We start from the raw sequence: 23,974 nt of genomic DNA, 5'->3' as shown, positions 1-23,974 counted from the left end.
CAACGGGCGACTCGAACACCTCCGCGGCTCCGCCCTCGGATTCCGCAACCTCACCCACTACATCGCTCGGTCGCTGCTCGAAGCCGGAGGGTTCAGACCCGCGCTACACCCTCGTTCGTGAAGAGCCATTTAACGATGTACTTCTGGCCCGAGACTCGTTGGCGTCACCTCGTAGCGAAACGTCTGCTTATGCCGGAGCCTCGGATCATGGGAACGTGCCTGAACTGGCCCGCTTGATTAGACACGAGCTATCACCCCCGATCGGATGGATCCGGAAGGCTGCCAGCGCGGAGGTAGGCGAATATCCCCGGAGCCGCACCAGCGATGCGATCAACAGGCTGGAGCGCCGGCTGGACGCTCTCGTTGCGTTGATACGGAAGGAATCCGACCTGGAGCTATCTGAGTGCGATCTTGAGCGCGCACTGAGGGAGTTCTGGCCCGACATGACTGCGGAGGCGACCTTCTCCGTTGCTGCAGATCTCGGCTGTCGGCCCGCCAGGCTAATGACCGATATCGGGCTACTTGAGATCCTTCTCGCAAACGTATACCAGAACGCCATCGACGCCGCGCTGGAGTCTGGCGATGATCGGCGAATCGAGGTGAGCTGGAGCGTCGTCGGAGAAAGATTCTGGGTTCGAGTTTCGAACCCCTTCTCCGGAGCGCAATTCGACGTCCAGGATGTTGAGACGACGGGTATCTCGACTAAGAGCGGCCACCAGGGAATTGGAATGTCCCTCATCAAGACCGCGGCAGAGAAGCTCGGTTACGGATTTAGGATCGCTGGTCGTAGTGGTCTCGCAACATTTACACTCACAGGGGGGATTCGCTAATGGCGAACCCGATCGCCGTGTTGGTCGACGACGACCCGCAGCAACTGGCCGAAGCTTCGTCCACCATCATAGAGGCGGGTTTCAAACTACATTCGTTCGAGTCGGTTGAAAGCGCCCTGCCTTTTATTGAAGGAACCGAGCTCGACGTCGATCTCTTCGTGCTCGACCGTAAACTTCCTATGCGGACGGGCGAGAGAGCGGTCGATGAGTTAGGCGACGAGCTATTTAGGATCGTGAGCCAAACTCACTCGGACTCACGGGTTATCGTCTTCAGCGGCCATACAGACTTCGATCACCTACAGTCGACAGTGCAGGGCGGGGGGCTCGTTTTTCAACACGGTGATCATCGCGTGGATCGAGTCTCGGTGTTGCGGAAGACTCAGTTTGACAAGTTTCAAGACGCGATCAACGAGCTTCGCGAACTGATTGCCAGGTTCGAGCGTATCGAAGTAGCCGTTGATTTGGATCGCGGCGCTCACCAGAAGCGAGTCCTCCGACGGATAGCTCACCACTACGGAGCCTCGTCGATCTCGGCGAAGGCCCTGGCCGGTGGTCTTACGGGTGCACCAGTGTGGCGCTGTGAGCTGGTCTCACCCAGCGGGCCCATCGCTGATGTCGTGGCGAAGGCTGGCAACGCAATTCCAGCGGCCGGGGGGCTGCAAGACCTGCTTGCAAGAGAAGCCATTGCACGCCGTGTCGAGGTGATCACTGGCCTAATGGGCGGTGACGTCGTCACAATTCTGCAGTTGGCGGGGGACTCGCCCGCGTCCTTGATGAGTCTTATCGGATCAAGCGACGCACGGGCAGCGAGTGCGACTGAGGCGCTTTGCGTGAAACTCGATTCCCTTCAGCGGCTGCCAGCAACCTCCGTGACGCTTCGCGACCTGGTGGCGCAGATTTTGTCGTGGGATCGGTTCATTGAGCAACTGGACCATCTCGGGCTGGCGATCCCCTCACCCGAGATCTGGCTGAGTACTGCATCGGTGATGAGCCATACGGATCTGCACGCTTCAAACGTTCTAGTTTGTGATAACTCACCGGTTATCATCGATTCGGACGAGAATGCGTATTCGAGCGCGCTGAGGGACCCGATGGTTCTGATGCTCTCCAGTTGGGTGCATCCCGACTCGCCGTGGCTGGAATCCATGTGGCCGTCGGTCGAGGACATATCCGACCACTTTGGTGATGCATCATTCGCTGCTCAGTCACCGTCACCGGAGTGGTACGCGTGTGTTTCTAAATGGATAGATGCACGGACTTCGTCAGCTCGAGAATACTGGAGCCTTGTAATGGCCTACAGTGTGCGTCAGTTGCGGTTCGAAAATGTTCGAGAGAGTGCGACGTTGCGAGGTCGCGTTGAAGCGATGGTGAGGTTGGCGCATCGGCATGTCACCGAATCCTGATTGTTTTTGAGGTCCCGGCTATCGACCGTTGCGACGACTCCGCATCAATCACCAATCAAGAAGGACCTTGACCTATGGCCTATCCCACCCTCGCTCTCCATCTGCTCATCTCGGCACCAGGGGATGTGCCTCTCGGGGACATGGCTACCATCCGCAAGACGATCAGCCAATGGAACCTCAATTTCGGCCGCCACGTCGGCCTCACGGTGCTGCCGGTCTCCTGGACCGAGCACGCCGTGGCGGAATTCGGTGAACGACCGCAGGCCATTCTCAATCATCAGATCGTCGACGAAGCTGACCTCGCGGTGGCACTTTTCCATGACCGACTGGGCATGGCCTCCGGGGAGGCCGAGTCGGGGACGGCCGAGGAGATCAGGGTTCTCGTCGCGGCTGGGAAATCTGTTGCCGTCCTGGTGAACACGGCCGCGCGACCGCCGTTGAACGGGGCTGCCCTGGACGAGCGACAGCGGCTCAGCGCCTATTTGCAGGAACTGCGCAAGTCGGCGCTCGTCTTCGAGTACGGGAACGACGGAGCCCTCGTCGGCCATCTCAACAACTTCCTCAGTCGAGCAACGGCAAAGTTCCAGCAGTCCGTTGAGGCCTCGAAGGACAAGGATTCGGAGGGGCCAGACCCCTCTGAAGGAGTATGGCCCCGCGCTGAGGTGCGTGAAAGCGTGAAGTCCGACAGTAAGGGTCGTGTGAAGACTCAGCGACACTGGTCGCTGGTGCTCCACAACACCTCCCGAGGCCCCGCGTCGGACGTCGACTTTGCGCTCGAGAACTTGCCCGAGGAAGCGTTCTTCCTCGGGCACCGAGAGGACGGTCCGCTGGGCACCATCCCGCCGGGCCAGGAGGCCCGGTTCCCGTTGCTGCTGGCAGCGGGATCACCGGACGCCGTTGAGTGTGTGGTGACTTGGACGGATGCCACTGGTAATGAGCGGAAGACCAGGGCGACCGTCCGCACGTGAGTCACGTCGGGCCGCTCGAAGGTGGTGGCGATGTGAACACCGCAACGCTGCTCAAGATCGCGGCCACGCTCGGCCTGTCACTGCGGGTCGGCTCGCAGCACAACTGATCTACCAACAGAATTCAGAAGACTCGCGCGATCAACTCGATCGTGGGACTCTTCTTTTGCTGCTCTACCCCAACGCCTCGTCGACGAAATGCCAGATCTCGGTGGCCAGCCGACTCACCGAGTCCTGCGCCGCAGCCCTGACGTCATCCGCCTTGAGGCATGCAACGATCGTGCTCTCTCGGACGACGATCTCGCGGCCCGCAACCAGGATCAATGCATCGATTCCGTTGTCGTGCTGCCGGGCTGTGATCTCCACCGGTGCATCCGAGGCCAGGTCCCTCATTACCTCGGCCATTGCCGCGGGAACGACATTGCTGAGGTTGACGGTGAATAGCTGCCCGATCAACGCTGGTCCTCGAACGAATCAATGGCGCGGTCAAGCTCGCGGTTTCGCATAGACCGATCTTAAGAGGTCGCGGCCAAGTCGACAGTCAGCTGTGGCCGCTGAGCCTCAGATCACGAGAGAACCTCACAGCGGCTACCATTTTGTTACGTGAAACTCGAGTCGCGTTTCGGTTCAATATTAGGCCAAAATGGCTCGTGGCCAGGAGCTTGTCGCGTCGCGCAAGCGGCTCGCTGATGGTCGTTGAAGTTGCGTAATGCGGTCGAGTTCCGCTTCAACGTGTGATGCTTGCAGGCATGGAATGAGCTCCGAACAGCAGGTCAACCTCGTTGCCTCGTAGTCGCTGCCCAGGGACAAGCAGGCCGGGGACGTGAACCCCTCGGCGCCACCGAGCTGCTGCCCCGGCACAAGGGTGAGGGGTGGCTCCTGCGGGGCTCGCCGCCCCGCGTGAAGGCCGGTGAGCACATCAACGCGACCAGGTCATGGTTCGACTCTTCGACATGCCGCAGATCGACTTCGGCCGACGACGGGATCTCAGCCGGACAGCCCGCGCAGCTCGCCAGGCGGCATCCCTTTGCGCGCGGCCCAGCTGCGCACGTAGAGGAAGAACTCCTCAGTGGCCCGGATCGAGGCACCGTAGACGTCGTGCCACAGCGACTGCGGGATGACATGGGCCCGGAGGGGCACGGCCATGAAGAGATCACGCTCTCCGGAGACTTGCACCGTGGCCATCATATGGCTGAGGGAGAAGTGAACCCAGCCCGAGGTCTTGTCGTAGACGGCCGGCGCCCAGGGGTGGGCTGCCGCGGCGAGGTCCTTCAACCGGCCGTCGCTGAGGTTCCTGCCTTCAGCATCCTTTATCTTGCGGAACTCCTCGCCGGCCAGCAGCCTCATGGCCAGGTCGTCGGAGTTGGGGCCGCTGGCGGCGTAGTGCGCGCGGAACAGCGTGTCGAGCTGCAGCCGCAGCAGGGGTGCCGCAGCGTGAATGTTGTAGGAGTCGACGGCATCGATCAGGGCGTCCACGACGCCGTAGCTTCGCTGGACCATGGACGTGACGAGGAAGTCCGTCGGGTACAGCTGTCCGTCGTCTACGGTGAGGGGCAGTGCCGCGACATCGAGGTGCTGCCGCCGGAGTTCGTCGAGCTGGCCACGCGCTGGCAGCAGGTCCGGGAACCTCGTTGGGGAGCTGCCGGGCGGCACGGGCTTCGGCTCCCGCGGGAGCCTGCTTGCGCCTGTTGTCTCTTGGTCCATGGGACCACTATCCACCTTGACCCCAACCTTCCCGCAGATTGGCCTAGCCGCCTCTGCCGAGGCGACATGCAGAGCAAAGTGCACAGGCGGCAGCCGGTCGCGACGAACTGGAAGCTGGACCTGCCTTCAGCCTCACCCCTTGTCGCTATCCTCGTCCGCCGCAAGATCCTCTGCTAGGGCCGCCAGCTCGCGATCATGTGCTTCGTAGCCCGGTCGCCCGACGTTTTCGAACGGGTTGGTCGGCAGCATGAACGCGTACTCGGAGTTGGCGAGCTTTGTCCCCTTGGTTCCCTGCCGCATGGTCGCGATGATCTTCTCGACGACCTTGGGTTCGACGCGACGCATCAGTCTCCACATGTTCTCGACTTCCTCCTCGGAAGCTGGGGGCACGTCCTGCGAGGACTCCAATTGTTTCTTGCCCTCGATGTGCTCGCCGAGACGCAACTGCCAACCTATTTGGTGGACCTGCCCGATCACTGCCTGCACGGCGTCGGCGTTCGCGGTCTCATCAGGAGAGATAGGGTCCCCGCCCTCGGAGACGTCGACATAGAACCCGCGTTGCTTGATCTCGTTGTGCCGCTGCTTCCAGTCAGCGATCGCGCCGAGCGCGAGTTCGATTTCCACGGGATCGGAGGGCCCAGCGCCGAACCAGTACTCCTCGGCCACGAGGAAGGCGTGCACTGCCTCGAGCTTCAGGGTATGGCGGGCCCACAGTTCCTTCAGCTCGTCGTTGACGAAGGCTTCGCCCTCCGGAGCACGTGTCATGGTGGCACGACGCTGGTGTAGGGCGATGGCCTTTCCCGACTCCTCCATCCCGAGGATTGCAAGCGAGCGCGCCAGCGGGAAGTCTTCTGCCTCGACTGACCTCCGCGCAGCCTCGAGCAGTCGGTTCGCGTTTGCCAGGAGGGCATCCTGCAATGCGATGACCTGCGCGGGAACGAGGGTGTCGGGGAGGTGTTGTTTACGTGCCATGCGTACAGTCTGACGTCAGAACTGTGACGCTGTTCGATGGTGCTTGAACGCTACGAGAGCGACATGGCTCGGCCGTGAAGGCGGCAGAGCCGTGACTCACGGTCAAACGTGAGCAATGTCCGAAATGTGGTCGAGTTCCGCTTCAATGTTTAAGGGGTGGGTGGCGGATCGACGCGGCCGTCCTGCTGCGCCACCTTCGCCAGCGGACCGCTGAGGGCCGCCGTCGCGGCGATCGTCACGAGCGCGCCGAGCAGCATCGCCGTGTCCTCGCCGGGGCGCAGTACCCCGAGATGCGTCCCCGTCGTCGCGGCTGCCACGGGCACACCCATCTGCGCCGCGGTCGTGACGGCGACCGGCCACGGCTGTTTCGTCACCGCCATCGCGCCGTGCACGACGAGAGCGCTCAACCCCAGGGCGAGACCGAGCGTGAGGGCATCCGGGTGCGCTGCGAGGTCACGCAGGTTGAGCGACGCCCCGAGCCACACGAAGAAGATCGGCGCGAACAGCCCGTCCGTCAGCGCGAACACCTGCTTCGCGACGCGCTTCGGCTCACCGACCCCCGCAACGGCCAACCCGACGCAGAATCCCGCGAGCATGATCGACACGTGCTGCCACTGCGCGAGCGCCGCGACGGCGAACAGGATCGTCAGCGTCACCCGCAGTTCGAGCGCGAGCCCGCGATCCTCCGACACCTCGTGCACCCGCCGTCGATACCCGCGCTGCTCGACGAACCGCAGCACGAGGAACACGACGAGCGACACCGCCACGACCGCCACAGCGCCGATCGCCGCCCGCGACATGTGCGCCGGGTCGATCGCGAACGGCAACGCGACGATGCACGCCGCGTCTGCGAGCGCCAACTGCGGCAGCATCGCGACGATCGAGGGCCCCGTCAGCGGCATGCCCTGCAGCGCCGGCATGACGATCGACGCCGACGAACTCGCCAGCAGCACCGCGTACAGCCCCGCGTGCCCCGTGCCGAACACGTGCGCGATCGCCCATCCTGCGGGCGCGGCGAGCACCCCGACGGCGACCGCCCGCGCCACGCCGACCGACGCCCCCGTGCGCAGCGCCTTGTCGCGCACTGGCACGTGCGTGCCGGCGACGAACATGACGAGCGCGAACCCGACGTCCGCGAGAAACGCAAACGTGCCGTCATTCGGGTCGAGCACCCGCGCGCCGGTCTGCCCGAGCGCGAGCCCGACGACGAGCTCGCCGATGACGACCGGCAACCTCACCGCGCGCGGCAACGACAACAGCGGCCCGAGCACCGCGACGAGACAGATGAGAGCGAGTTGCGCGAAGTTCACGGCCGTCGCGACCTCAGGCGGAACGGTGCGCGAGGTCGACGATGCGCACAGGCACGTCGGTGTTCTCGTCCGTGTGATAACTCGCGCAGACCCGGTGATAACCATCGGCGATGATGGCGTCGCGTCCGCTCGCCGCGTCGCCCCGCACGAGCAGCACCGGGCTGAGCGCCCTGCCGTCGGCGATCTTCTTCAGATCGGACGTGACGTGCGGGTTGTCCGTCGGCAGCAGAGCCAGGCGCGAGGCGCGAAGGACGTCCTTCGCCTTGAAGTGCGTCGATTCGGCGTGCTCGAACGCCTCGACGGTAGCCGTCACCGTCGCCTCGCCGGCGAGCAGCGACAGTTACGCCGCCGCCGACGTGCCTCGGGGCCAGCCTGAGCATGTACACGTCCGATTGCCCGTTTTATCGTGCGGTGCCACACGATATCGGTCGTGAGTTGGCTGCGCACCTCACTTCTATCCGCGAGGACGAGTCTCTGAGGAGTGCGCTCGACGATGGTGGGCGGAGCGGGAGAATGGTTAGGCAGAGAATCCACACGGGCTATTCTTGCCCTCAATGCAGGCGTGGAAAGAACCGCGAAGTCCGGCAGGCGTTCGCACGCAAGCTGCGGCGCCGGCAGAAGGTGCAACTGCTGACACTCGGCGGCATCGGCGACGTCGACATGAGCATCGGCTACACGGACTGACTCGATCCCTGTGGTGGACGCAGGCGACCCGTCGCGGGCGTCCGCCGGTGCTGTGGTCGATCCAGCCTGCGGTGCGATACGCAGGGCATGCCTTCCGTCGTGAGCCTGGACCACGAGGCGATCAGCCGCGTCGCAGAACGTCACGGCGTGGCCGAGTTGTCCCTGTTCGGCTCAGCTGCTGCGGGGACTTCTCATCACAACAGCGACGTCGACTCTCTGGTCGATTTCCTTCCTGATCGCCCCGATCCGCTGGAGGACTTCTGCGCCCTCCGTGACGACCTGAGCAGGATCCTCGAACGCGATGTTGACCTCGTGGTGAAGCGCGCCATCCGCAACCCGTATTTCCGTGACTCAGCTCTCGCGCAGGCGGAGGTTGTCTATGTTGCCGACGTCTAGAGCGCCTCTATGGAATGCGAAACATCCTTGCCATCAGTACGGGGTGATCGATCACGCGATCGTGTGGGCGGTCGTCGATTCGCGTCTCACTGCGTTAGCGCAGAACTGGCAAGGCTCCTCGGCGAGTCGTGACTCACCCACATTCGAGTGGAGTTCCGAACCGGGCCAACGTCACATCGCCGTCGCAGGCATCCGCTCGTAAGGTGGCGGGACACCACGATGAGGAGAACACATGCCTGAGCGGCTCGAACCCCAGCTCGAAACCGTGCGCGAGACGATCCTGCGCCGCAACCCCGGAGAGGCTGAGTTCCACCAGGCCGTCGACGAGGTGCTCGCCAGCCTGGGCCCGCTGCTGAAGCGTCGCCCCGACTACGTCGAGTCGAGCATCATCGAGCGTCTGGCGGAGCCCGAGCGTCAGATCATCTTCCGCGTGCCATGGGTCGACGACGACGGCCGTGTGCAGGTGAACCGCGGATTCCGCGTCGAGTTCAACTCGGCGCTCGGGCCATACAAGGGTGGCCTGCGCTTCCACCCCAGCGTCTACCTCGGCATCGTCAAGTTCCTCGGCTTCGAACAGGTCTTCAAGAACGCGCTCACCGGTATGCCCATCGGCGGCGGCAAGGGCGGCTCCGACTTCGACCCGAAGGGCCGCTCCGGCGCCGAGATCATGCGTTTCTGCCAGTCGTTCATGACGGAGCTGTACCGCCACATCGGTGAATACACGGACGTGCCCGCCGGCGACATCGGCGTCGGCGGCCGCGAGATCGGCTTCCTCTTCGGCCAGTACAAGCGCATCACCAACCGCTACGAGGCCGGAGTGCTCACGGGCAAGGGCCTCACCTGGGGTGGCGCCCAGGCGCGAACCGAAGCCACCGGGTACGGCCTCGTGTTCCTCACCGAACGCATGCTCGCGACGCAGAACCGTTCCTTCGACGGCGCGAAGGTCGTCATCTCCGGCTCCGGCAACGTCGCCGTCTACGCCGCACAGAAGGTCACCCAGCTGGGCGGCACCGTCGTCGCGATGAGCGACTCCGGCGGTTACGTCGTCGACGAGCGGGGCCTCGACATCGACGCCATGCGCGAACTCAAGGAATCCAGGCGCGGACGCATCAGCGAATACGCGGACGAGCACGAGGGCGCCCGATTCGTCTCCGAAGGAAGCATCTGGGACGTGCCGTGCGACGTGGCCCTGCCCTGCGCCACCCAGAACGAGCTCCCGGACGACGCGGCGCGCACCCTCGTGGCCAACGGCTGCATCGCCGTCGCCGAAGGCGCCAACATGCCGACGACGCCCGCAGCGACCGCCCTGCTGCAGGAGGCCGGCGTCCTGTTCGCGCCCGGCAAGGCGTCCAACGCCGGCGGCGTCGCGGTGAGCGCCCTCGAGATGCAGCAGAACGCCTCCCGCGACTCGTGGTCGTTCGACCACACCGAAGAACGCCTGCGCGCCATCATGAACGGCGTCTTCCGCACCTGCGAGGAGACAGCCGACGCCTACGACGTGCCGGGCGACTATGTGCGCGGCGCGAACATCGCGGGCTTCGTCAAGGTGGCCGACGCGATGCTCGCGCTCGGCGTCGTCTGATCGCCGTCCTTGCCGTCGAGCGCATCGACGCGAGGGCGGCGGCTCCAGGGCTATCGCGCAACGAATTCCTGCGTCGACGACTGGAGCAGGACGTCTCTCCGGCGACGCCCCGTGAAGATCGGGGCCGGTGACGGGAGCCGCTCGTCAGCGGCCTTTGAAGACCTCGGCGACCCCGATGTAATGGATGCGGCATGGCGGTGACGAGCTGGCTCGCCGACAGGTCGGCGTATGTGCGGATGCAAGCAGGTCAGGCGCAGAACATGACTGAGTGGAATTCCCGCATCGAGCGGGGCCTGCTCCACCTGCCGGCGATGACGCGGCTCGAACTGGGTTTTTCGGCACGCTCGGGTGACGCGGGACGCGAGGCATTCGGACTGCCGCCGCTTTCGCTCATGCCGATCGAGCACCTCACGCCCGCCATGGAGGATCGAGCTTTCGAGGTGCAGATGCTCCTCGCCGACCATGGCCAGCACCGCGCCCCGTCCATTCCGGATCTGCTCATCTCCGCGACCGCGGAGAAAGTTGGGCTGACCGTCCTGGCGATCGACAAGGACTTCGACCTGATCGCCACGATCACCGGCCAACCCGTGGAGACGCTCGCCCTTCTTTGATGTGGGGAGGTTCTATCGGCCGCCCACACATGACTCGACATGACGACGATCAGTGCCCTTCGCCTCAACGGCAGCCAGACGACAGTTCTCTGGCGACCCGCGCGCCTGCCGTGAGCTATTCTGCAGGGCTCTGCTGGCCGGATCCGCACGGTGAGTGCGCTCGACGATAGTGAGCGGAGCGGAAGAATGGTTCGGCAGAGGATCCACACGGGCTGTTCTTGCCCCAATGCAGGCGCGGAAAGAACCGCGAAGTCCGGCAGGCGTTCGCACGCAAGCTGCGGCGCCGGCAAAAGGTGCGATTGCTGACACTCGGCGACATCCGCGACGTCGACATGAGCATCGTCTGCGCGGACTGAGCACATCATCACGCGTTCTCGAAGGCATCGGGGCGCCGCTGTTCGTAGCTACGGGCACCGCTCGAGGGCGGATGCTGGTCTCACGAGTGCTGCCGTTCGCCTGGAGCGGGATGCGATAAGTCGCGCGCGCAGCGGCATGGCGTCTCAGAGCTGTGGGTGTTCTGCGCTGCGGTCTCAGGCGATTTTCGTGGGACGAGCGATGTCTACTTTCCCGTCGACTTTCTGCCCGGTCGAATCCACCCGTTGCAGGACTTCTGTGGCTTGCGTGAGGACCTGAAGCGGATTGTCGAGCGAGATGTCGACATCGTCGTCAAACGCGCCCTTCGTAACTCATATTTCTGCGAGTCGACGCAGGCTCACAAGGAGACCATCTACGTTGCCGACCGCTCGGTGCGGCTGGATCGCATCGCCCGACGCGGAGTCGCCGACCTTCCCCCCCGGCCGAAGAGGTGTTGGCGCGGCAACGAACGTCGCGGTCATCCTCATCGTCGGCGCCTCCGCGGCGTCCGACTGCGCCTACGCCCCCGAGCGGGTCTGGCCGGCGCTCGTCCGTGGCCGCTCCTGAGCAGGCCTACCCGGATCGACGCGGCCGTCCTGCTGCGCCACCTTCGCCAGCGGACCGCTGAGGGCCGCCGTCGCGACGATCGTCACGAGCGCGCCGATCAGCATCGCCGTGTCCTCGCCAGGCCGCAGTACCCCGAGACGTGTCCCTGTCGTCGCAGCCGCCACGGGCACACCCATCTGCGCCGCGGTCGTGACGGCGACCGGCCACGGCTGCTTCGTCACCGCCATCACGCCGTGCACGACGAGGGCACTCAACCCCAGGACGAGACCGAGCGCGACGGCGTCCGGGTGCGCCGCGAGGTCACGCAGGTTGAGCGACGCCCCCAGCCACACGAAGAAGATCGGCGCGAACAGCCCGTCCGTCAGCGCGAACAGCTGCTTCGCGACGCGCTTCGGCTCACCGACCCCCGCGACGGCCAACCCGACGCAGAATCCCGCGAGCATGATCGACACGTGCCGCCACTGCGCGAGCGCCGCGACGGCGAACAGGATCGTCAGCGTCCCCCGCAGTTCCAGCGCGAGCCCGCGATCCTCCGACACCTCGTGCACCCGCCGTCGATACCCGCGCTGCTCGACGAACCGCAGCACGAAGAACACGACGAGCGACACCGCCACGACCGCGGCAGCGCCGATCGCCGCCCGCGACATGTGCGCCGGGTCGATCGCGAACGGCAATGCGACGATGCACGCCGCGTCCGCGAGCGCCAACTGCGGCAGCATAGCGACGATGGACGGGCCCGTCAGCGGCATGCCCTGCAGCGCCGGCATGACGATCGACGCCGACGAACTCGCCAGCAGCACCGCGTACAGCCCCGCGTGTCCGGTGCCGAACACGTGCGCGATCGCCCATCCCGCGGGCACAGCGAGCACCCCGACGGCGACCGCCCGCGCCACGCCGATCTGCGCGCCCGTGCGCAGCGCCTTGTCGCGCACCGGCACGTGCGTGCCGGCGACGAACATGACGAGCGCAAACCCGACGTCGGCGAGAAACGCAAAGGTGCTGTCATGCGGATCGAGCACCCGCGCGCCGGTCTGACCGAGCGCAAGCCCGACGGCGAGCTCGCCGATGACGACCGGCAACCTCACGGCACGCGGCAACGACAACAGCGGCCCGAGCACCGCGACGAGACAGATGAGAGCGAGTTGCGCGAAGTTCACGGCCGTCGCGACCTCAGGCGGAACGGTGCGCGAGGTCGACGATGCGCACAGGCACGTCGGTGTTCTCGTCCGTGTGGTAACTCGCGCAGACGCGGTGGTAGCCGTCGGCGATGATCGCGTCGCGTCCGCTCGCCGCGTCGCCCCGCACGAGCAGCACCGGGCTGAGCGCCATGCCTCCGGCGATCTTCTTCAGATCGGACGTGACGTGCGGGTGGTCCGTCGGCAGCAGAGCCAGGCGCGAGGCGCGCAGGATGTCCTTCGCCTTGAAGTGCGCCGATTCGGCGTGCTCGAACGCCTCGACGGTAGCCGTCACCGTCGCCTCCCCGGCGAGCAGCGACAGATACGACGCCGCCGCCGGATAGTCGTGCGCCTCGGGTGTCTCCTGCCACGCCACCGCGGGCACCTTCGTCTTCGTCATGAGCCCCGACCCTACGACCGCGGCGGCCACAGGGGAATGCCCGACGCCCTCCTCCCAGCAGACGTTCAGCCCGCATTCGGCTGGGTGGCGCTGCGCAGGGGACGCCGGTGGCCCGGTACAGCACCGGCACCGCGACGGCATCGCCCCACGCCGAGACGACACCGCACCGACGGCAAGAGCCCCACGCCGAGCGGCGCGGCGAGCGTCGACACGCGCGTGAATGAACGGCCCCGTAACGCAGGGGAAACGCGAATCGCCTTATGCCGGACACACGCGCGGCGTATACATGAGGAATGAACGCATCGGCCCCGCCGCCCGCCGCCCGCTCGAGTCGGGAATCGTCGCGCCCCAGCGCGATCGATGCCGACGCGAGTGATGAGACGGGCTGCGACGAGGCGCTCGCGGACGACGGCTCACCGCGGGCCGCCTATCGCGCTGCCGCTCAACGGTTCTCGAGCCTCGGGGCGGCCGAGTTGCGTACCCGCCAGAAGCAGGCCGAGGCGATCGAACAGGCCGAGGGCATCACGTTCCGCGTCACTGGCGAGGACGAGCCCCGCGTCTTTCCCATCGACCCGTTTCCCCGCATCATCGACCCCGACACGTGGGCGACGCTGAGCGCCGGCCTCGAGCAGCGGGCTCGTGCGCTCAACGCCTTCCTCGACGACGTCTACGGCCCCCGCCGCATCGTCGAGGCCGGCATCGTCGAACAGGCCGACCTCGAACGCTCACCTGGATACGTCGACGAAGGCCGCCTCCAGCCGCCCGGCGCGGTGCGCGCCCACATCTGCGGCATGGATCTCGTGTGCACCGAGGGCGGACGCTGGCTCGTGCTCGAAGACAACCTGCGCGTGCCGTCAGGGCTCGTCTTCTCGCACGTGCTGCGCGAGATCACGCAGGCCGTCCACTCCGACGTCGCCGCGCCCTATGACCTGCACGACCCGCGTGAGGCGTTCGACATGCTGCGCGACACCTTGCGCGTCGCCGCGCCGCAGCACGCGTCGTCGCTGGAGCAGCCGCGCCTCGCGCTCGTCAGCGCCGGCAGCTCAGACTCGGCCTGGTTCGAGCACCGCCGGATCGCCGAACTCGTCGGTATGCCCGTGTTGACGCCCGCCGATCTCGCCATCACCGACGGCCGTCTTCATCACAGCGACGGCGAGAGCACCTACCCCATCGACGTCGTGTACGCCCGCATCGAGAAAGACTTGCTGTTCACCGCGGAGGGCTCTGACGGCGTCGTCCTCGGCCCCGGCCTCGAGACGGCGATAGCGACGGGGCACGTCGCGTTCGTCAACACCTTCGGCAACGGCGTCGGCGACGACAAGGCGATCTACGCCCTCGTGCCCGAGATGATCCGCTTCTACCTCGACGAGGAGCCGATGCTCGAGCAGGTGCCGACCGACCGCTGCCACGAGCCGGGCAAGCTCGAACACGTCATCGACCACCTCGCCGAACGCGTCGTCAAACCCGTCGACGGCTACGGCGGATCGGGCATCACCGTCGGTCCGGAGTGCTCGCAGGCCGAACTCGACGAACGTGCCGACGAGCTGCGCGCCCACCCCGAACGCTTCATCGCGCAGGACGTCATCCGTCTCTCGACGCTGCCCACCTACGCCGCCGGAGCTGACGGCGAGTGGGCGCTGCAGCGCCGTCACGTCGACCTGCGGGCGTTCGTCCACGTGCGTCAGGCGCACCCGGCGCCAGGTCGTGACGACGCCGACGTGCGCGGGCTGGACGCCGCGGACCTCACGGCCCACACCGTCCCCGCGGCCCTGACGCGGACTGCCCCGGCCGGGTCGCTCATCGTCAACAGCTCGCGCGGAGGCGGCGGCAAGGACACCTGGATCCTGCGCAGCGACGTCGGCGCCGACGACGGCCCCGACGCATGACCGCACCCGACGAGTCGAGCGCCGCGCGAGGCAACCAGGGCGCCCTCGGCCTGGAGGTGTGGGCGCCCGGCCCTCTAGGATTCACAGACGTGACCGAGCCGACCTCCCATCCCGAGCCGAGCGAGACGCACGCCCTCATGACGCATGCCGCACCCGTCGAACGCCGGGAGGCGCCGCGCCCGCGCACGCTGGACCGCTACGTCAAGGATCCTGCGCTCTCACCCGACGGCCGACTGCTCGCGTGCGTCGTCGTCGAACAGGACCGTTTTCCCTTCGCACTGCAGATGCCGCTCGACGACGACGGGGTTCCGATCGTCGGCGAGGAGCGCGAGGTGCGTCTTCCCGTCGAAGGTGGTGTGCGGCGCGTCCTGTACTCACCCGACGGGCACTGGCTCGCCTGCGAGGTCGCACCGGACGGTGGTGACCGCGAGCAGATCTGGTTCGTCACCTCGGACCCGGACGACGCGAACTCGTACACCGTCGACCTCGCCGCGTACGAGACGGTCGAGCTCGTCAGCTGGGACGACGACTTCGTCGCCGTCTCCGTCTTCGACCGCGAGGGCACCGTCGAGGGCCGCCTGTTCAATCCGGTGACGGGGGAGACGCGCGTCGTCGACCGGCGTACCGGCGGCGCCCTGACGCACTCGCGTGGCAACGTCTCGTTGTTCCGCGTCGGCTCGCGCGGCAACCGTGAGCTCCTGGCCATTGACGACGACGGCACCTGGCGCCCCCTCATGCCGGTCGACAACGGCTCGACCACCGACCGCGGATTCGTCACGTTCGACGGGGATCGCCCCAGCTTCATCGTGCGCAGCGACCACAGCGCCGAACGCTTCCGACTCCTGCGGCTCACCCCCACCGAGCACGCCCACGACGTCGAGGTGCTCCTCGAACGTGAGGACGCCGACGTCGAGGAGTTCGCCGTCTCCCTGGACGGTTCCGTGGCGGCCGTCCTGTGGAACGACGAGGGGTGGTGCGACCTGCAGATCGTGGACCTGACGGGTGGGCGCGCCCGCGTCGTCGACCTGCCCGAGCTGCCGTCGCTCATCGCGACGACGCCGTCGCTGACGGCGGACGGGTCGCTGCTCGCCCTCACCGTCGCCGGACCCGAGTTTCCGCCCACCGTCGTCGTCTACGACGTGGCCGCCCGACGCTGGGTCGGCGACGAGTTCCGCGCTGTCGCAACGGCGGTCGACGAAGCGGTGAGCGACGCCGTCGGTGAGAGCGTCGCCGAGAACCGTCCCCGTGCGGGCAGCTCGGACGACGAGGTGGCCGGGCACTCAGTGACCGGTGACGACGTCGGCGCGAGCGGCGCTGACGCACTGGCCGACGAAGACGACCTCGACACGATGTCACCCGTGCGCCCGACGGACGAACGTGGCCGGCCGGTGTTGTCCGCGTGGGGCGAAGCGGACATCATCCCCGAATTGCTCCACTACGAGGCGCGCGACGGCATGCGCTTGTCCGGGTGGCTCTACCGGGCCGTCGGGCCTGCGTCGAGCGAGCCCGCCCCGACGGTCGTCTACTTCCACGGCGGCCCCGAGGGACAGGCGCGCCCCGACTACAACAACGTGCTGCGCAAGCTCGCGGCGACCGGGCACTCGGTGTTCCTGCCGAACGTGCGTGGCTCAGCAGGACGCGGGCGGCGCTTCTCACAGGCCGACGACCGTTACGGCCGGTTCGCGGCGATCGACGACGCCGAGGACACGCTCGACCATCTCATCGACGCCGGGATCACCCGCGACGGCCAGGCCGTCATCATGGGCCGCTCGTACGGCGGATACCTCGTGCACGCGTCGCTCACCCGGCACGCCGGGCGTTGGGCCGGCGGCATCGCGGCGTGCGGCATGTCGGATCTCGAGACGTTCTACCGTGACACCGACCCGTGGATCGCCTCCGCGGCGATGCCCAAGTACGGCGACCCCAAGCTCGACCGGCACCTGCTCGCGCAAGCCTCCCCGCTGCGTCAGTTCTCCCGCGTCGACGTGCCCGTGATGTTCATCCACGGCCAGCTCGACTCGAACGTCCCCGTCTCCGAGGCCTACCAGGCGCTGGGCGTGCTCGCCTCGCGGGGCGTGCCGACGGAGATGCTGTTGTTCCCCGACGAGGGGCACGAGTTCGAACGTCTCAACAACCGCTGGGACATGGAACAGCGGGTCTTGGCTTTCTGCGAAAGGATCTTCGGTGAGTGACTCCGACAAGAACGACGCGAACACGGGTGGGAAGAACTCCGAGCCCGACGTCGACGCGGCACACGAGGCCGCCCTGGCGTACGACGGCATCGACGACAACCTGCGGGACAAGCTCGTCGAGTGGCGCCGCCACCTGCACACCAACCCCGAGCTCAGCTATGAGGAGAAGGCGACGACGGACTACGTCGCCGAACAGCTCGACGGTCTCGGGTTCGAGGTGCGACGTTTCTCCTTCGGCACCGGCTTGATCTGTGACGTGCCCGCCGCCGACGACGCGACGGCCGACGACCTCGTCGCGTTGCGCGCCGACATCGACGCGCTGCCGATGGATGAGGAGACCGACCTCGAGTTCGCCTCGACGAACGAGGGCGCCAGCCACTCCTGCGGCCACGATGCGCACACGGCGATGCTGCTCGGCGCCGCGACGCTGCTCGCGAAGAACCCGCCGCCGCGCCCCGTCCGCCTCATCTTCCAGCCCGCCGAGGAGCAGATGCCCGGCGGCGCCGTCGACTGCGTCGAGGACGGCGCGATCGAGGGCGTCGACCGCATCATCGCGCTTCACTGCGACCCGCACCGCGTCGTCGGTGACGTCGGTGTGCACGCGGGCGCTATCACGTCCTCGAACGCGAAGATCGAGGTGACGCTGACCTCCGACGGCGGGCACACCGCGCGTCCGCACGAGACCGGCGACCTCATCTACGCGCTCGCGAGCATCGCGACGGGCGCGGCTCAGGTCATCGACCGCCGCATCGACCCGCGCTCGGGCACCGTCATGACGTGGGGCTCGATCCAGGCCGGCGGCAGCGCCGCGAACGTCATCCCGTCGAAGGGGACGCTCGTCGGCACCGTCCGCTCCGCGAGCCGCGACACGTGGGCGCAGCTGCCCGACGTCGTGCCGCCCGCGATCTCGGGCATCGCCGAGCTGTACGGCGTGAAGGCCGAGGTCAACTACGTGCAAGGTGTGCCGCCGGTCGTCAACGACGAGGCGTGCGCGCAGCTCGCGGCCCAGGCGGTCACCGACGTCCTCGGCGAGGACGGCGTCGGCGAGGCCGACCAGTCGTCCGGTGGCGAGGACTTCGGCTGGTACACCGAAGAGATCCCCGGCATCTACCTGCGCCTCGGCGTCTGGGACGGCGACAGCGACGAGACCGACCTGCACCACCCCGCGTTCATGCTCGACGAGCGCGCGCTGCCCATCGGTGCGGCCGTGTTCGACCGGTTCGCGCGACTCGACCGCGATGCCGCGAGCGACGAGTCGTCGAACGCGTCGTGATGACGCGCGGCTGACACTGTGCCGCGGGTCTGACATGTCGGCGACGAGCGCATGACACACGAACGGCGGGACGAGCTTGGATGCTCATCCCGCCGTTCGTCATTCGCCGCCCGGCGTTCGTCGTACGAGCAGTCTCAGACGACGTCGACCGACGTGTGATCGCCGACGCCGGCCGCCAGGGCCGCGAGGTGCTGACGGGTGTCGCCGAAGGTTCGCTCGATCGTCGCGAGGCGCGAGGTGTAGTGGCCGACGGCGTACTCGGCCGTCATGCCGATGCCGCCGTGCAACTGGATCGCCTCCTGTCCGACGAGCCGGCCATAGGTGCCGACGAGGTACTTCGTCCGCGACACGATGGCGTCGAGGTCGAGCGCGTCGTCGCCCTCGCCGGGGTCGGCGAGCGCCATCGCCGCGTAGAGCACGGCGCTGCGCGTCAGCTCGACGCCGACGTACATGTCGGCGGCGCGTTGCGTGAGGGTCTGGAACCGCATGATCGGCACGCCGAACTGCTTGCGCGTCTTGAGGTACTCGACCGTCAGCGTGAGCGCGGCTCCCATCGCGCCGAGCGCCTCGCCGCACTGTGCGACGTTGCCCAGTGCGAGCGCGGCGTCGAGCACCTCGCGGCCGCCGAGTCGCGTCGCGGGAGCGCCGTCGAGCGTCACCTTCGGGCCGTCGACGGTGGGGGATTCGACGAGGTAGACCTCGACGTCGTCGCCCGTGCCGGCGGTCGTGACGATGGCGTCCGCCGCCGACAGGTCGGTGTTGCCGCGAGCCTCACCCGCCAGCTCGCTACCCGACGCGGTGCGGGCGCTCGCGGCCGGTGACCACGTCGCACCCGACTCGCCGAACGCGGTGAGCACGAGCTTCTCGCCGCTGATGACGTCGGCGAGCAGCGGCGAGTTCGCCGCGTCGAGGGCCGCCGCAGCCGCCATCGCATCCGCGTAGGGGAGCGTGACGCGAGCCGCGCCGAGCTCGACGGCGGCGAGCGTCACCTCGATGGCCGACGCGCCGAAACCACCCTTGTCCTCGGCGAATGCGAGCCCGAGCAGGCCCATCTCGGCGAGCTTGCCCCAGGCGTCCGCGTCGAACGGCTGCGGGCCGGCGGGGGCGCCGGATCCGGTGTCCTTCGGCGTGAGGCTCGAGGCGAGGTCGCGCACCGCGCTCTGCAACGCGCGCTGTTCTTCGGTGGGTGTGAAGTCCATGATTCAGCCCTTCAGTCCAAGGATGCCGCCGGAGATGATGTTGCGCTGAACCTCGTTGGAACCGCTGTAGATCGACGCCTTGCGGTAGTTGAGATACCGCGGCAGCGTCTCGCTGCTCCACTCACCCGTGTACCAGGTGAGGGCGTCGACGCCGGCCACGTCGACCATGAGTTCGTAGACGTCCTGCTGCAGCTGGCTGCCACGCAGCTTGAGGATCGACGACGCCGGGTCGGGGCGCCCGTCACGCGAGTCACCCGCGACGCGCAGCACCGTCAGTTCGAGCGCCATGACCTCGGCCTCGAGCTGGGCGAAGCGCGCGGCGAGCAGCGGCTCGTCGAGCGCGGTGCCGTGCGGGCTGCGTGTCGCCTTCGCGTGCTCCTTCGCCGCGGCGAGCGCCGCCTTGATCGAGCCGACGGGCGCGGCGCTCGTGCGCTCGTTGCCGAGCAGGAACTTCGCGTAGTCCCAGCCGCGGTTCTCCTCGCCGACGAGCTGGTCGGCGGGCACGCGGACGTCGTCGAAGAACACCTCGTTGACCTCGTGACGGCCGTCGATCAGCTTGATCGGGCGCACCGTGAGGCCGGGGGAGGACATGTCGATGAGCAGGAAGGAGATGCCCTTCTGCGGCTTGTCGGCGCTCGGGTCGGTGCGCACGAGGGTGAAGATCCAGTCACCGAACTGCCCGAGCGTCGTCCACGTCTTCTGTCCGTTGACGACGTACTCGTCGCCCTCGCGCACCGCTGTCGTGCGCAGGGACGCGAGGTCGGAGCCGGCGTCCGGCTCGGAGAAGCCCTGCGACCACCAGATCTCGCAGCTCTTCGTCTTCGGCAGGAAACGCTCCTTGAGTTCCTGCGAGCCGAACGCGGCGATGACGGGGCCGACCATGCTCGTGTTGAACGCGAGCGGCATCGGCACGCCGGCACGCTGCAGTTCGGAACGGTAGATGTGCAGCTGCAGTTCGTCCCAGCCGCGCCCACCCCATTCGGTCGGCCAGTGGGGTGCGGCCAGGTCGGCGTCGTCGAGGATGCGCTGACCTTCGCGCAGCAACTCGGGCACCACCTCGCCGTCAGCGATGTATCCGGTCTTGATGTGGTCGGGGAAGCTCTCGGCAAAAGCGCGCAGCTCGCGCTGCAGGGCCTTGTCCTCGTCTCGTAGTGTCCGTTGCACCGTGGCTCCTTGCTCGGGGACGTGGCGCCGTGACGCGCCTCACCCTGTCTATCACTCTTGTTGAGCATCGCTCAATAGGGCGGGGCTCAGCGGTGACAGACGTACGGTGTCGGAGAAGGGGCTCAGGCGAGGTCGGAGTTCGACTTCATGAGTTCGGCGTACGTCGTCGAGGAGTCGGCGGGCGGTCGGGGGCGGTCCTCACGGACGCGGACGGCCCACCGACCAGAAGCCACTCGCCGTGATGGCGCGCCGCGACAGGCCGCGCTCTTTCGTCAGGTGACGCTTGATCGCGGCCACCGCGCTGCCCTCCGCACACACCCACGCGTAGTCGGCGTCGTCGACGTCGAGGTCTACGAGTGCCGCGACGGCCGCCGAACCGGACGCATTCGTGCCGCGCTGCACGACGGTGATGCCGGCGTCGGCGACCTCCGGGTGCAGGTATGTCGCATCAGGGACCTCGACGACGCAGGTGAGGCGGGGTTGCGCGTCCTGCGCGAATTCACCCTCTTTCGTCGCCCGTTCGCGGGCTGCGTCGACGATGGCGAGCAGGCCCGGCAGGCCCGTCTCGTCGGCGACGAGCACGTGATGCCCGCCCGCGGGCGCGGCGCTGTAGAGCGCAGACTGGACGCGCACCCCGACCACGTCACCGACCCTGACGTCGCGCAGCCAGCGCGCGCCAGGCCCGTCGTGGCCGACGTCCACGATGTCGACGTCGATCTCGGCGTGCTCGGGGCGCAGCATCCGGATCGTGTACCAGCGCAGCTGCGGGCGCACGGCATCGTCCATGGCGGCGACGGCGCTGCGGGGGTCGCGTTCGTCATCAGGCGGGGTGACGACGGGTGCGCCGGAAGGCGGCATGAAGAGGCCGAAGTACTCGTCGGGGCCGGTGAGTTCGAGCGTGCGGAACATCTCTGCGTGCAGGGTGACGCGGGTGAAGGCCGGGCACAGCGCTTCGACGGCGCGCACCTCGGCGGGTGTAGTCGGCCAGGTCTCGCGCTCCGGTGGCAGGGCCATGGTGAGCGAGGCGGCCGCCGAGTACGCGGCATGCATCCCGCGTTCGATCGTCCTGAGGGGCATGAGAGCCTCCGCGTCGTCGCGATGAATGAGGTCTACCTAACCTATGTGATCGTCTGGTCCGGGGCACGTTCGGTCGGGGCGTCTCGGCGGCGCGAGCGACCTTGCAGGTGGGGTGGCGCCTACGCTGATGCATGCCCACGCCAGCTTCGGAACCCCTCGACACCGTCCTCGACCTGGCGCGCGACGCGCGTGACGTCGTCGTCCTCACGGGCGCGGGGATGAGCGTGGAGAGCGGCATCCCCACGTTCCGCGACGCGCAGACGGGCCTGTGGGAGCGCCACGACCCGGAGGAGCTCGCGACGATCGACGCGTGGGAGCGCGACCCCGACTTCGTCTGGGCCTGGTATCGCTGGCGGGCCAAGCTCATTCGCGATGTCCAGCCCCACGTCGGCCATCGCGCACTCGCCGACTGGGCCGACGCCGAGCGGGCGAACCTGTGGATCGTCACGCAGAACATCGACGACCTCCACGAACGCGCGGGCAGCAGCGTCCTCGCGCACCTGCACGGCAGCATCTTCGCGTTGCGCTGCTCTGAGTGCGACACCCCCTTCGACGAAGCCGACGACGCCGCACTCGCGCTGACGTCCGACCCCGTCGAGCGGTTGGCCCCGCCGCGTTGCCCGGTGTGTGGCGCAGCGGTGCGCCCCGGCGTGGTGTGGTTCGGCGAAGAACTGCCGCACGAGCCGTTCGCGCACGCCGAGGCCGCGCTCGAGCACGCCGATCTCGTCCTCAGCGTCGGCACGTCTGGGGTCGTGCAGCCCGCGGCCGGGCTGCCGTACCGGCCGCTGACGCGGGGCGTGCCCGTCGTCGAGATCAACCCCGCCGAGACCGAACTGAGCGACGACGCGACGCTCGTCTGGCGTGCGCCCGCCGCCGCCGCGCTGCCCGCGCTCGTCTCTGCACTCCGGGGTGAGGCGTGACGCGTCGGGGCGCCCGCTGGTCAGTGCAAGGCCGGGCCGACGCTGCGCGTCGCGGGCCACGCGGCAGGCTTGCGTGCTCGTCGGCGGGCTCGATCCACCTGAAGGCGCACCATCACGACCTCGCGTAAGTCGGGCTCATCATCAGCCTGCACGTCGGCGCGATGTATCTGCCGTCGCTGCCGACGCGTCGCCTCGTCGACAGGGTCGGCCCGATTCCGATGGCGTGGGCGTCCGGCGGCATCCTCGCGGCTTCGGCGCTGTTCGCCGCCGTCGTGCCCGGTGACTCGTTGGCGGCGCGTGGCCAGCACGTCACACCCACGACGGGCCGCATCAAGGCTCGAGCCCGTCTTGCGCGAGAGCACGCCGCCGTCGCCCAGCACCGCGCGAGCACCCTGCACGCCATCACCAAGCAGCTCGCGACCTCGCACGCCGTCGTCGCCGTCGAAGACCTCAACGTCGCCGGCATGACACGCAGCGCACGAGGCACCATCGACAAGCCTGGCCGCAACGTCGCCGCGAAAGCGGGCCTCAACCGTTCCATCCTCGACGCGAGCTTCGCCGAGATGCGGCGACAACTCACCTACAAGACTTCGTGGTACCGATCGCAGCTCCTGCCCTCAGGGCGCTTCGTTCCCACGAGCAAGACGTGTTCGACGTGCGGGGCTGAGAAAGCCAATCTGCCCCGGTCGGAACGCGTGTACCACTGCGAGAACTGCGCCACAGTGCTTGACCGTGACGTCAACGCGGCGAAGAACGTCCTTCGCGCCGCTCTCGCATCCCACGACGCCCCCGGCATGGAGGAGTCGCAAAACGCCCGTGGAGTGCGCAACGAGACATCTGTCGCGCTGCGTTCTGCGAAGCGGGAAGACCCACCGCGAGGTGGGCCACCCCGGCCGAGTAATCGCGTCCGGTCATCTCCCCCCACGGGGAAGCGAAAGTGAAGGCAAACGCTTCCCCCACCAACTGACAAGCGCGGAAACACAACACCCCGCAAGGGTCAGCCCCGCGCACGCGGAGATGAGCCCGATCACGTTCGCGTCGGAGACCTCGACCACTAGTCAGCCCCGCGCACGCGGAGATGAGCCCCATGTCCGACGAGGTATCTGAGCAGACCGAGCGTCAGCCCCGCGCACGCGGAGATGAGCCCGCGCGGCGTGCGCTTCGATGGCGCGAGCCACCGTCGGCCCCGCGCACGCGGAGATGAGCCCGCGCGGCGTGCGCTTCGATGGCGCGAGCCACCGTCGGCCCCGCGCACGCGGAGATGAGCCCGCGCGGCGTGCGCTTCGATGGCGCGAGCCACCGTCGGCCCC

The 23,974-nt window shown here is 67.5% G+C and carries 21 protein-coding genes; 11 read left to right on the top strand and 10 right to left on the bottom strand.

Annotated features, from left to right (window positions below):
* Positions 1 to 215: 215 nt before the first annotated feature.
* The 3 genes from NQ706_RS13090 (at position 216) to NQ706_RS13080 (ending at position 3,201) form a co-directional block, all read left to right on the top strand.
* Positions 216 to 830 carry a HAMP domain-containing sensor histidine kinase gene (locus tag NQ706_RS13090; RefSeq protein WP_038567169.1) on the top strand — a complete coding sequence of 205 codons (615 nt, stop codon included), beginning with the start codon at positions 216 to 218 and terminating at the stop codon, positions 828 to 830.
* Positions 830 to 2,233 (top strand): response regulator, encoded by a 1,404-nt coding sequence (locus NQ706_RS13085; RefSeq protein WP_038567172.1) that lies wholly within the window; start codon positions 830 to 832, stop codon positions 2,231 to 2,233. The genes NQ706_RS13090 and NQ706_RS13085 overlap by 1 nt, the downstream gene beginning before the upstream one ends.
* Positions 2,234 to 2,373: 140 nt before the next feature.
* Entirely contained in the window at positions 2,374 to 3,201 is an 828-nt protein-coding gene (locus NQ706_RS13080; protein ID WP_167539827.1) for a hypothetical protein, read from the top strand.
* 171 nt (positions 3,202 to 3,372) lie between these two features.
* On the opposite strand, the gene NQ706_RS13075 is transcribed toward NQ706_RS13080, so the two are convergent.
* From NQ706_RS13075 to NQ706_RS13055, 5 genes are all read right to left on the bottom strand, one after another.
* On the bottom strand, positions 3,373 to 3,654 hold the full coding sequence (locus NQ706_RS13075) for a hypothetical protein (protein ID WP_038567175.1): 282 nt from the start codon (positions 3,652 to 3,654) through the stop codon (positions 3,373 to 3,375).
* A gap of 531 nt (positions 3,655 to 4,185) precedes the next feature.
* Positions 4,186 to 4,902: a hypothetical protein gene (locus tag NQ706_RS13070; protein WP_051805676.1), complete on the bottom strand. Its 717-nt coding sequence runs from the start codon at positions 4,900 to 4,902 to the stop codon at positions 4,186 to 4,188.
* Between the two features lie 132 nt (positions 4,903 to 5,034).
* Positions 5,035 to 5,874 (bottom strand): AbiV family abortive infection protein, encoded by an 840-nt coding sequence (locus NQ706_RS13065; RefSeq protein ID WP_404361059.1) that lies wholly within the window; start codon positions 5,872 to 5,874, stop codon positions 5,035 to 5,037.
* Between the two features lie 149 nt (positions 5,875 to 6,023).
* Positions 6,024 to 7,184 carry a cation:proton antiporter gene (locus NQ706_RS13060; RefSeq protein WP_038567179.1) on the bottom strand — a complete coding sequence of 387 codons (1,161 nt, stop codon included), beginning with the start codon at positions 7,182 to 7,184 and terminating at the stop codon, positions 6,024 to 6,026.
* Between the two features lie 13 nt (positions 7,185 to 7,197).
* A complete protein-coding gene (locus NQ706_RS13055; RefSeq protein WP_235182007.1) occupies positions 7,198 to 7,497 on the bottom strand; it encodes a hypothetical protein in 300 nt (99 codons plus the stop codon).
* A gap of 458 nt (positions 7,498 to 7,955) precedes the next feature.
* Here NQ706_RS13055 and NQ706_RS13050 point away from each other — a divergent pair, with 458 nt between their 5' ends.
* From NQ706_RS13050 to NQ706_RS13040, 3 genes are all read left to right on the top strand, one after another.
* Positions 7,956 to 8,264, top strand: a complete 309-nt coding sequence (locus NQ706_RS13050) for a nucleotidyltransferase family protein (RefSeq protein WP_038567182.1) — start codon at positions 7,956 to 7,958, stop codon at positions 8,262 to 8,264.
* 232 nt (positions 8,265 to 8,496) lie between these two features.
* The gene (gene gdhA / locus NQ706_RS13045; protein ID WP_038567184.1) at positions 8,497 to 9,846 is read left to right on the top strand and encodes an NADP-specific glutamate dehydrogenase; all 1,350 of its coding nucleotides are present in this window, start codon (positions 8,497 to 8,499) and stop codon (positions 9,844 to 9,846) included.
* 191 nt (positions 9,847 to 10,037) lie between these two features.
* On the top strand, positions 10,038 to 10,457 hold the full coding sequence (locus NQ706_RS13040; protein WP_404361056.1) for a PIN domain nuclease: 420 nt from the start codon (positions 10,038 to 10,040) through the stop codon (positions 10,455 to 10,457).
* Between the two features lie 872 nt (positions 10,458 to 11,329).
* On the opposite strand, the gene NQ706_RS13035 is transcribed toward NQ706_RS13040, so the two are convergent.
* Complete coding sequence (locus tag NQ706_RS13035; RefSeq protein ID WP_051805680.1) at positions 11,330 to 12,535, bottom strand: cation:proton antiporter; 1,206 nt, start codon at positions 12,533 to 12,535, stop codon at positions 11,330 to 11,332.
* A gap of 13 nt (positions 12,536 to 12,548) precedes the next feature.
* Entirely contained in the window at positions 12,549 to 12,953 is a 405-nt protein-coding gene (locus NQ706_RS13030) for a hypothetical protein (RefSeq protein WP_200874240.1), read from the bottom strand.
* 293 nt (positions 12,954 to 13,246) lie between these two features.
* Here NQ706_RS13030 and NQ706_RS13025 point away from each other — a divergent pair, with 293 nt between their 5' ends.
* Genes NQ706_RS13025 through NQ706_RS13015 form a run of 3 tightly spaced genes read left to right on the top strand, consistent with a single transcriptional unit; the run spans position 13,247 to position 18,304 of the window.
* Positions 13,247 to 14,839, top strand: a complete 1,593-nt coding sequence (locus tag NQ706_RS13025; RefSeq protein ID WP_288756756.1) for a circularly permuted type 2 ATP-grasp protein — start codon at positions 13,247 to 13,249, stop codon at positions 14,837 to 14,839.
* Positions 14,836 to 17,031 carry a prolyl oligopeptidase family serine peptidase gene (locus NQ706_RS13020; RefSeq protein ID WP_235182008.1) on the top strand — a complete coding sequence of 732 codons (2,196 nt, stop codon included), beginning with the start codon at positions 14,836 to 14,838 and terminating at the stop codon, positions 17,029 to 17,031. Before NQ706_RS13025 ends, NQ706_RS13020 begins: the two co-directional genes overlap by 4 nt.
* Positions 17,024 to 18,304 (top strand): amidohydrolase, encoded by a 1,281-nt coding sequence (locus tag NQ706_RS13015; RefSeq protein ID WP_081873595.1) that lies wholly within the window; start codon positions 17,024 to 17,026, stop codon positions 18,302 to 18,304. The genes NQ706_RS13020 and NQ706_RS13015 overlap by 8 nt, the downstream gene beginning before the upstream one ends.
* A 134-nt stretch (positions 18,305 to 18,438) precedes the next feature.
* Here NQ706_RS13015 and NQ706_RS13010 read toward each other — a convergent pair whose 3' ends face one another.
* The 3 genes from NQ706_RS13010 to NQ706_RS13000 form a co-directional block, all read right to left on the bottom strand.
* The gene (locus NQ706_RS13010; protein WP_038567189.1) at positions 18,439 to 19,503 is read right to left on the bottom strand and encodes an acyl-CoA dehydrogenase family protein; all 1,065 of its coding nucleotides are present in this window, start codon (positions 19,501 to 19,503) and stop codon (positions 18,439 to 18,441) included.
* Positions 19,504 to 19,506: 3 nt separating this feature from the next.
* The gene (locus tag NQ706_RS13005) at positions 19,507 to 20,667 is read right to left on the bottom strand and encodes an acyl-CoA dehydrogenase family protein (RefSeq protein WP_038567192.1); all 1,161 of its coding nucleotides are present in this window, start codon (positions 20,665 to 20,667) and stop codon (positions 19,507 to 19,509) included.
* Between the two features lie 198 nt (positions 20,668 to 20,865).
* The gene (locus NQ706_RS13000) at positions 20,866 to 21,744 is read right to left on the bottom strand and encodes a siderophore-interacting protein (protein WP_051805684.1); all 879 of its coding nucleotides are present in this window, start codon (positions 21,742 to 21,744) and stop codon (positions 20,866 to 20,868) included.
* Between the two features lie 131 nt (positions 21,745 to 21,875).
* On the opposite strand from NQ706_RS13000, the gene NQ706_RS12995 reads away from it, so the two are divergent.
* A complete protein-coding gene (locus tag NQ706_RS12995; protein ID WP_038567194.1) occupies positions 21,876 to 22,664 on the top strand; it encodes an NAD-dependent deacylase in 789 nt (262 codons plus the stop codon).
* 161 nt (positions 22,665 to 22,825) lie between these two features.
* Positions 22,826 to 23,605: an RNA-guided endonuclease TnpB family protein gene (locus NQ706_RS12990; protein WP_051805686.1), complete on the top strand. Its 780-nt coding sequence runs from the start codon at positions 22,826 to 22,828 to the stop codon at positions 23,603 to 23,605.
* Positions 23,606 to 23,974 lie beyond the last annotated feature (369 nt).

Source organism: Dermacoccus sp. BD5 (assembly GCF_044878485.1).
GTDB lineage: Bacteria > Actinomycetota > Actinomycetes > Actinomycetales > Dermatophilaceae > Dermacoccus > Dermacoccus nishinomiyaensis.
The sequence above is the reverse complement of the archived record's forward strand: the minus strand, read 5'-3'. Positions and strand labels throughout refer to the sequence as shown.